Source organism: Ruegeria sp. (assembly GCF_028066395.1).
Lineage (GTDB): Bacteria > Pseudomonadota > Alphaproteobacteria > Rhodobacterales > Rhodobacteraceae > Ruegeria.
Window position 1 is genome coordinate 58,491 of the sequence record NZ_JALCBM010000007.1, and the last position, 7,842, is coordinate 66,332.

The window sequence follows — 7,842 nt, forward strand, 5'->3', positions numbered from 1 at the left end:
ACGAAGCGCTGGCGCTGAACCCGGTGGTGGTGATGTCGCATCTGGCCTGCTCGGATGAGCCCGAACATCCGATGAACCGCCAACAGTTGCGCACCTTCCGCGAGATGACGGATGGCATCGACGTTCCCCGCTCGCTGGCAGCGACGGGCGGTATTCTGCTCGGCCCTGAATTCCATTTCGATTTCTGCCGTCCCGGTGTTGGCCTGTTCGGCGGCATGCCCTTTGCCGGGGCGAAACCGGTGGTCACCGTCGACCTGCCGGTGGTGCAGGTGCGCAAGGTCGAGATGGGTGAGACGGTGGGCTACGGCAACAGTTGGACCGCCCGCCGTCCCTCGCGCATTGCCACCGTTGCGGCGGGTTATGCAGACGGGCTGCACCGCGCCATTGGAGGCGGGATCGACGCCTTTTCCGGCGATCAGCCCTGCCCAGTGGTTGGTCGTATCTCGATGGACCTGATCACCGTCGACGTGACCGACCTGCCCCATGACCCCGACCGCCTGCGCATCCTCAACGGACATCAGACCGTCGATGATCTGGCCGAGGCTGCAGGCACCATCGGCTATGAAATCTTGACCTCGATGGGCAGGCGCTATTCGCGAGGCTACGTGGAATGAACCCGATCGCTGCGCTGGGGGGGCTGGGCCGCACTATACTGGGCCTGTTTGCGGCGTTTGGCCGGGTGACGCTGTTTGCGCTGGATGCGCTCTCGCACATCTTCCGGCCGCCGTTCTACCCGCGCGAATTCGGGATCGCCCTGCTGAATATCGGCTGGCTGTCCCTGCCCGTGGTCGGCCTGACCGCCATCTTCACCGGGGGTGCGCTTGCCTTGCAAATCTACGCCGGTGGCGCGCGCTTCAATGCCGAGGCGGTGGTGCCCCAGATCGTCGCCATCGGCATGGTGCGCGAACTTGGCCCCGTACTGGTCGGCCTGATGATCGCCGCCCGCGTGACCTCATCCATTGCCGCCGAGATTGCCACCATGAAAGTGACCGAGCAGATTGACGCTCTGGTCACCCTGTCCACCCATCCGATGAAATACCTGACCGCCCCCCGCGTGCTGGCGGCGCTGATCACCGTGCCTGCGCTGGTGGCGGTGGGCGATATCATCGGCATTGCGGGGGGTTATACGGTAGCCACGCAAAATCTGGGCTTCAACCCGGCGGCCTATCTGAAAAACACCGTCGATTTCCTTGAAACCCGCGACATCGTCTCATCGCTGGTCAAGGGTGCGGCCTTCGGCATGATCGCCGCCATCATGGGCTGCTACTATGGCATGAACTCGGGCCGCGGCGCGCAGGGTGTGGGCCGCGCCACCAAAGGCTCGGTCGAGGCCGCCGCCGTGCTGATCCTGGCCGCCAATTTCGTACTCACAGGGGTGTTCTTCTCGCTATGATCCGGATGGAGAACGTAACAAAAGCCTTTGGCGACAACCACGTACTGCAAGGCATGAACCTTGAGATTCCCAAGGGCACGTCGATGGTAATCATCGGCGGCTCGGGCACCGGTAAATCCGTGGCGCTGAAATGCATCCTTGGCCTGATCCAGCCGGACAGCGGCAAGATTTATGTCGATGGCAAGGACGCGCAAAAGGGCGACCGCGACGCGTTTCTGGCCCGGTTCGGCATGCTGTTTCAGGGCGGTGCGCTGTTTGACTCGCTGCCGATCTGGCAGAACGTCGCCTTCCGCCTGCTGCGCGGCCCGTTGAAGCGCCCCGCCGACTATGCACGCGAGATCGCCATCGACAAACTGCGCCGCGTCGGCCTGCGCGCCAAGGTGGCCGATCTCTACCCATCCGAGTTGTCGGGCGGCATGCAGAAACGCGTCGGCCTCGCCCGCGCCATCGCCGCCGACCCCGAGATCATCTTCTTTGACGAGCCCACCACGGGCCTCGACCCGATCATGTCCGGCGTCATCAACGACCTGATCCGAGAGATCGTGACCGAGATGGGCGCCACCGCGATGACCATCACCCACGACATGAGTTCGGTTCGCGCGATTGCCGACAACGTGGCGATGCTGCATGACGGGGTGATCCAGTGGACCGGGCCGGTCGGTCAGATGGATGCCTCGGGTGATCCCTATGTGGAGCAGTTCATCAGCGGGAGTGCGGAAGGGCCGATTGAGGCGGTGCGGTGATGAGCCCGATCCAACTTTTTGCTCTTTCGATACCGGGCGTTTACTTCAATTCAGTACTAATTGTCTGGTTCATTACCATATTCTCAATACATGGTTTTATTTTTTCGCCGGTTCGTGCGTTCAAGACGATGAAGCCGGTGATGAAAGCCTTTTTGTACGGCTTTATTCCCGGTGCTTTGATCTCGAACATCATCGCATTCAATATGGAAACTGCTAACATACTTGCGATGCTTCCGGTCGTTTTCGGGGTCGCTGTTTCTGCATTTGTGCTTCATAAAGAACTATTCAGAATATCTTCGAACCCCCGCAAAACCGTCATGTATGTTGCAGTGTTTTTTGTTCTCATGACTTTGCTGTTTGGGTGGAGCGCGTTCAGTTTGCAGCATAGTGATCTCACATGACCCTCCGCCTCGCCACCCTCTCGCTCCTGATCCTCTACCCCATCGCGTGGTTCGCTCCGCTGATGCGCGCGGGATTGCTGCCGATCTTCGGCCTCAGCGAGATCAGCGTGATCACCGGTCTACAATCGCTGTGGAAATCCGACGTCTTCCTCGCGCTCATCGTCACCGCATTCGCCCTCTTCGCGCCCTACCTCAAAACCATCGGCACCGCGCTGATCCAGTGGAACCTGCTGGACGCCCGCGTCCAACCCGCACTGCACATCCTGGGCAAGCTGGCCATGGCCGATATCTTCCTCATCGCGCTTTACATCACGCTGGCCAAGGGCATCTCATACGCCACAATCGAAACCGCCTGGGGCCTGTACCTGTTTACCGGCTGCATTCTGGCCTCGATCGCGCTGGGTCACATTACGGAAATGACATCCAGTTCACGAAAACCTCAGACCTGATTGATTGAAAACGAAAATCCAAGTATCATTTAGATATTTCGAGCAGCAACGTTTTTGTAGTTCACGGGTCCGCAGCGGATCATCACGCCTGTTCTAACACCTCTCCGCTTCGGCCCGGTCGGTACCGGTTGAAAGGGAGATTTGGATTATGACCGCCCTCCACACCATCACATTGCAGTTTCAGAATGTCTTCTTGAGGCTGACCTTTTTCCTCATATGCGCAGCGGCCCTTTTTGCCGTGACCACCACTGTGATGTCCGCCTTCGGTCTGTTGCCGTGGCTGTCAATGCAGGCCGGGCTGAGCGATGGAGTGGTGATCGATGCCGGGATCTATGTTCAGGTCGGGCTGACCGCGCTGATCCTGATGCTGGCGTTCTACCTGCCCTCGAACGCGCGCATGATGGCGCTGGAGAACACACACCGGAAGTTTTCACTCAACATGCAGGACGTGGCGCAGGCCTATCAGGTCGCGCATGCCGCCGACCGTAGTGGCGCCTTTGCGCTGGCCTCGGAATTCGACGCGATCAAGGAACGGATGGCATTCCTGCGCGATCATCCCGATTTGGAGGCACTGGAGCCTCAAGTGCTGGAATTGGCCGCGCAGATGAGCCAGATCAGTCAGGAACTGGCCGACACCTATGGCGAGGCCAAGGTCGCCCGCGCCCGCGCCTTCCTGCAACAGCGTCAGGAAGAGGTCGAACGCTTCCAGCAACGCATCGAGGACGCCCAGACCATCCAGCACGAGCTGCGCCAATGGACCCGCGACATCGAGATCGAGGAATCCATCGCCCGCTCGCAGCTCACCCGCCTGCGGGATGAGTTGTTCGAACTGCTGCCGGAATTGTCCGCGCAACTGCAATCGCCACCCGATGACAACGATCCAACCGCATCCAGCGTCATCGCGATGACCCCGCCCCGCGCGGCTGAATAACCACCCGCCCTCGGCGCGTTAGCGCCCGCTGCGGTCGACGGCCCGCAAGGGCCCGAGGCCGCAGCGCGCCACCGGCGGTGAGGAAAGCCCGCAAGGGCTTGAAGAACCGCCCATCCTCGGGCACCAAAGGCGCCATGGCAAAGACGACTTCTTTCTCCTGCTCGGCCTGTGGTGCGACGCATACCCGCTGGTCGGGGCGCTGTGACGCCTGTGGCGAATGGAACACGATCACGCAGGACGCACCGCTTTCGGCTGGCCCGGCGAAAAAATCCCTCGGCGGCAAGCGCGGCCAGCCCATCGCACTCACGGACCTGTCGACCGAGGAAACACCCCCGCCCCGCACCCTCTGCGGGGTTGAGGAACTGGATCGCGTGCTGGGCGGCGGCCTTGTCCCCGCCTCGGCCCTGTTGGTGGGCGGAGACCCCGGCATCGGCAAATCCACTCTGCTGCTGCAGGCCGCCGCCCGGTTTGCGCGCGCGGGCGTCAAGACCATCTATGTCTCGGGCGAGGAAGCCAGCGCGCAGGTCCGCATGCGCGCGCGCCGTCTGGGGCTGGAGGACGCGCCGTTGCAATTGGCGGCAGAAACCAACCTGCGCGATATCCTGACAACGCTGGAGGCCGAAAAACCCGGCCTCGCCATCATCGATTCGATCCAGACCATGTGGGCCGACAATGTGGACAGCGCCCCGGGTTCGGTCTCTCAGGTCCGCGCCGCCGCACATGAGTTGACCACCTTCGCCAAACGCCACGGCGTGTCGATCATCATGGTTGGCCATGTCACCAAGGAAGGCCAGATCGCAGGCCCCCGCGTGGTCGAGCATATGGTCGACACCGTGCTCTATTTCGAAGGCGAGCGCGGCCACCAGTTCCGTATCCTGCGCGCGGTCAAGAACCGCTTTGGCCCCGCTGACGAGATCGGTGTGTTCGAGATGACCGGCAAGGGGCTGGCGCAGGTGACCAACCCCTCGGCCCTATTCCTGTCGGAACGTGGCACCCCCAGCCCCGGTTCAGCGGTCTTTGCCGGAATCGAAGGCACCCGCCCCGTGCTGGTCGAATTGCAGGCCCTCGTAGCGCCCTCGCCCCATTCGCAACCCCGCCGCACGGTCGTGGGTTGGGACAGCGGGCGGCTGGCGATGATCCTCGCAGTGCTAGAGGCGCGCTGCGGCATCCCCTTCGCGGGGCTCGACGTCTACCTCAACGTGGCCGGAGGGCTGAAAATCGGCGAACCCGCCGCTGATCTGGCCGTGGCGGCCGCGCTGCTGAGTGCGCGCGAAGACACCGCCCTGCCCGCCGACACCGTGGTTTTCGGAGAAATCTCGCTATCTGGGGCACTTAGACCCGCCCCGCAGACCGAAAACAGGTTGAAAGAGGCGCAAAAACTTGGTTTCACATCGGCAATTGCTCCGGCCGGTGGCAAAACCGGCACTGTGGCAGGTCTGACACTCACCCGACCCTCTGATTTAGTCGGGTTTGTTGGCGAAACCTTCGGAGCAGGTTAAAGTCGCGCCCTGAGGGGCAGAAAAAACAGGCGAGGGCCATGGAAGGTTTTACAATAATTGACGGGGTCGTTGCCCTGATCGTCGTGGTTTCGGGCATCCTTGCCTATTCCCGCGGCTTCATGCGCGAGGTTCTGGCCATCGCGGGCTGGGTCGCAGCCGCCGTGCTTGCCTTTATCTTTGCGCCACAGGTCGTGCCGCTGGTCAAAGAAGTGCCCGTGGTGGGCGAATTCCTGCGCGACAGCTGCGAATTGTCGGTGATCACCGGCTTTGCCGCCGTGTTCGCTGTGGCTTTGATCGTGGTCAGCATCTTCACCCCGCTGTTTTCGTCGCTGGTGCAGCGGTCGGCGCTTGGCGGTCTGGATCAGGCGCTTGGCTTCTTCTTCGGCATCGCGCGCGGCATCCTGCTGGTTGCCATTGCCTTCTTTGTCTATGACACCGTGATGACCGGCCAGTCCTACACGATCGTGGATGAAAGCCGTTCGGCCAAGGTGTTCGAACAGTTCAGCGGCCAGATCGAAGAGCAGAACCCCGAGGCCGCTCTGGGCTGGATCACCGCGCAGTATGAGGAACTGGTTGCCTCCTGCACCGCCGGTCACACGCCCGCGCCGGAAACACCGGACGCCACTCAGGACAGCTGAGGCGGCATCTTTAAGGACCGAAAGCCCGGCGTTGCCCGGGCTTTTGCTTTTTCAGGGATGAGTCAGACGAATCCTTCGCCGCCGCATACCGTGCAGCGGATGGCTTTCAGACCGAAACACCCATCACAACGGCTGGAGATCGGCCTGCCGTGGATATCGCGGCTTTTGACCACCTCTCCGGTTCCCTTGCAGATCTCGCAAGGCGCCCGCCCGTTGCCGCGGCAGCGATGGCACCGGCGTTTGACCGGGTCTTCCTTTTTCTTATAGCGTCTGTGCTGCCACATGTTCTGCCCTTTACCTGCACATCAATACTCTGAACCAAAACGTCACACAGGCATGACAGCACATATGTGTAACCATGTCACCAATCCTGTTGCGACACGCGCCCCGGCATAAATCCGACCCGCGACAAAACAGAACTGTGATCCTTTGATGACAGGCGCGCCATAAGGCATTATGTGGGGGCCGAACCGCCACGGAATCGGAGCTGCCGATCTTGTTCTTTCTGTCCTCATGCGCGCGCGCCGCAGTGATGACCGCCGACCCGGCGTCAGGAACAGCAGCCCCCGGATGCTCGGCTTTGCCGTGCCACCAAACGGTCAACCCTCAGGTCAGAACGTCATAGGAATTGGAGCCCGTACATGTGTGGGATTTTGGGGATCGCAAGCCGGACACATGATGTGTTTGCGGAAATCTATGACGGGCTGCTGATGCTGCAGCACCGGGGTCAGGATGCCTCGGGGATCGTCACTTATAATGGGGAATACTTCCGCGAGAAAAAGGCCAATGGGCTGGTCAAGGACGTGTTCAACGCCAGTGACGCGGAAACGCTGCTGGGCAAGATCGGCATGGGCCATGTCCGCTATCCCACAGCAGGCTCGCTCAGCGCGTCCGAGGCGCAACCGTTTTTCGTCAACGCGCCCTATGGCATCTATCTGGTCCACAATGGCAACATCACCAACACCGCCGAACAGCGCGAGAAAGTGACCGCCAAATACAGCCGCCACCTGCGCACCACTTCGGATTCCGAGATTCTGCTGAACGTGCTGGCCGACAAAGTCTCGGACGCGATCAAAGTGAACGGCAATGCCGAACCGATCCGCAACCTCTTTGCCGGGGTGAAGATGACGATGGAACGGGTACAGGGCGCCTATTCAGTGATCTGTCTGGTTGCTGGCGTCGGGATGCTGGCCTTCCGCGATCCTTACGGCATCCGCCCCCTGTCCGTCGCCAAGCGTGAAGTCGATGGCGAAGGTGATGATTATGCTTTTGCGTCCGAAGATGTGGCCTTTGGTATCAACGGGTTCGACAAACTGCGCGATGTAAAACCGGGTGAGGCCATTCTCATCGATCTGGACGGCAATATGCACACGTTCCAGGCGGTCGAGGGACAACTGACGCCCTGCATCTTCGAATATGTCTACCTCGCCCGCCCGGATTCCATGCTGGACGGCGTGTCGGTTTATAAGACCCAGATGCGCATGGGCCAGAGGCTGGCACGGCAGATCGAGGACGCTGGGCTTGAGATCGACAGGATCATCCCCGTCCCCGACAGCGCCCGTCCTGTCGCGTTGGAAGTCGCCAAGGCAACCGGCATCTCGTACCGTGAAGGCCTGGTGAAGAACCGCTATGTCGGGCGCACATTCATCATGCCCGGGCAGGAAGAACGCCAAAAATCCGTGCGCCGCAAGCTGAACGCAGTGCCGCTGGAGTTCAAGGGCCACAACGTTCTTCTGATTGACGATTCCATCGTGCGCGGCAACACGATCAAGAAGATCGTGCAGATGT

9 protein-coding genes are annotated in these 7,842 nt (G+C 61.0%); all 9 read left to right on the forward strand.

All coding sequences use genetic code 11. From position 1 onward, the window contains the following. Positions 1-614 (forward strand): alanine racemase C-terminal domain-containing protein (locus MPJ51_RS04210; RefSeq protein WP_298382225.1); only part of this gene is annotated, 614 nt, incomplete at its 5' end. Next, positions 611-1,393 carry an ABC transporter permease gene (locus MPJ51_RS04215; protein ID WP_298382228.1) on the forward strand — a complete coding sequence of 261 codons (783 nt, stop codon included), beginning with the start codon at positions 611-613 and terminating at the stop codon, positions 1,391-1,393. The genes MPJ51_RS04210 and MPJ51_RS04215, both read left to right, overlap by 4 nt. After that, positions 1,390-2,136, forward strand: a complete 747-nt coding sequence (locus tag MPJ51_RS04220; RefSeq protein WP_298382231.1) for an ABC transporter ATP-binding protein — start codon at positions 1,390-1,392, stop codon at positions 2,134-2,136. The genes MPJ51_RS04215 and MPJ51_RS04220 overlap by 4 nt, the downstream gene beginning before the upstream one ends. Next, complete coding sequence (locus MPJ51_RS04225) at positions 2,136-2,537, forward strand: hypothetical protein (RefSeq protein WP_298382234.1); 402 nt, start codon at positions 2,136-2,138, stop codon at positions 2,535-2,537. The genes MPJ51_RS04220 and MPJ51_RS04225 overlap by 1 nt, the downstream gene beginning before the upstream one ends. Further along, entirely contained in the window at positions 2,534-2,986 is a 453-nt protein-coding gene (locus MPJ51_RS04230) for a paraquat-inducible protein A (protein ID WP_298382237.1), read from the forward strand. Before MPJ51_RS04225 ends, MPJ51_RS04230 begins: the two co-directional genes overlap by 4 nt. A 148-nt stretch (positions 2,987-3,134) precedes the next feature. Further along, a complete protein-coding gene (locus MPJ51_RS04235) occupies positions 3,135-3,917 on the forward strand; it encodes a DNA repair protein (protein ID WP_298382240.1) in 783 nt (260 codons plus the stop codon). 134 nt (positions 3,918-4,051) lie between these two features. Then, positions 4,052-5,416 carry a DNA repair protein RadA gene (gene radA, locus MPJ51_RS04240; RefSeq protein WP_298382243.1) on the forward strand — a complete coding sequence of 455 codons (1,365 nt, stop codon included), beginning with the start codon at positions 4,052-4,054 and terminating at the stop codon, positions 5,414-5,416. 38 nt (positions 5,417-5,454) lie between these two features. After that, on the forward strand, positions 5,455-6,054 hold the full coding sequence (locus MPJ51_RS04245) for a CvpA family protein (protein WP_298382248.1): 600 nt from the start codon (positions 5,455-5,457) through the stop codon (positions 6,052-6,054). Positions 6,055-6,695: 641 nt separating this feature from the next. Continuing rightward, positions 6,696-7,842 (forward strand): amidophosphoribosyltransferase (gene purF, locus MPJ51_RS04250; protein WP_298382250.1); only part of this gene is annotated, 1,147 nt, incomplete at its 3' end.

Coding starts and splice junctions, on each gene's coding strand:
- MPJ51_RS04215 (WP_298382228.1), top strand. CDS start 611: ATGAACCCGATCGCTGCGCTGGGGGGGCTGGGCCGCACTATACTGGGC.
- MPJ51_RS04220 (WP_298382231.1), top strand. CDS start 1,390: ATGATCCGGATGGAGAACGTAACAAAAGCCTTTGGCGACAACCACGTA.
- MPJ51_RS04225 (WP_298382234.1), top strand. CDS start 2,136: ATGAGCCCGATCCAACTTTTTGCTCTTTCGATACCGGGCGTTTACTTC.
- MPJ51_RS04230 (WP_298382237.1), top strand. CDS start 2,534: ATGACCCTCCGCCTCGCCACCCTCTCGCTCCTGATCCTCTACCCCATC.
- MPJ51_RS04235 (WP_298382240.1), top strand. CDS start 3,135: ATGACCGCCCTCCACACCATCACATTGCAGTTTCAGAATGTCTTCTTG.
- radA (WP_298382243.1), top strand. CDS start 4,052: ATGGCAAAGACGACTTCTTTCTCCTGCTCGGCCTGTGGTGCGACGCAT.
- MPJ51_RS04245 (WP_298382248.1), top strand. CDS start 5,455: ATGGAAGGTTTTACAATAATTGACGGGGTCGTTGCCCTGATCGTCGTG.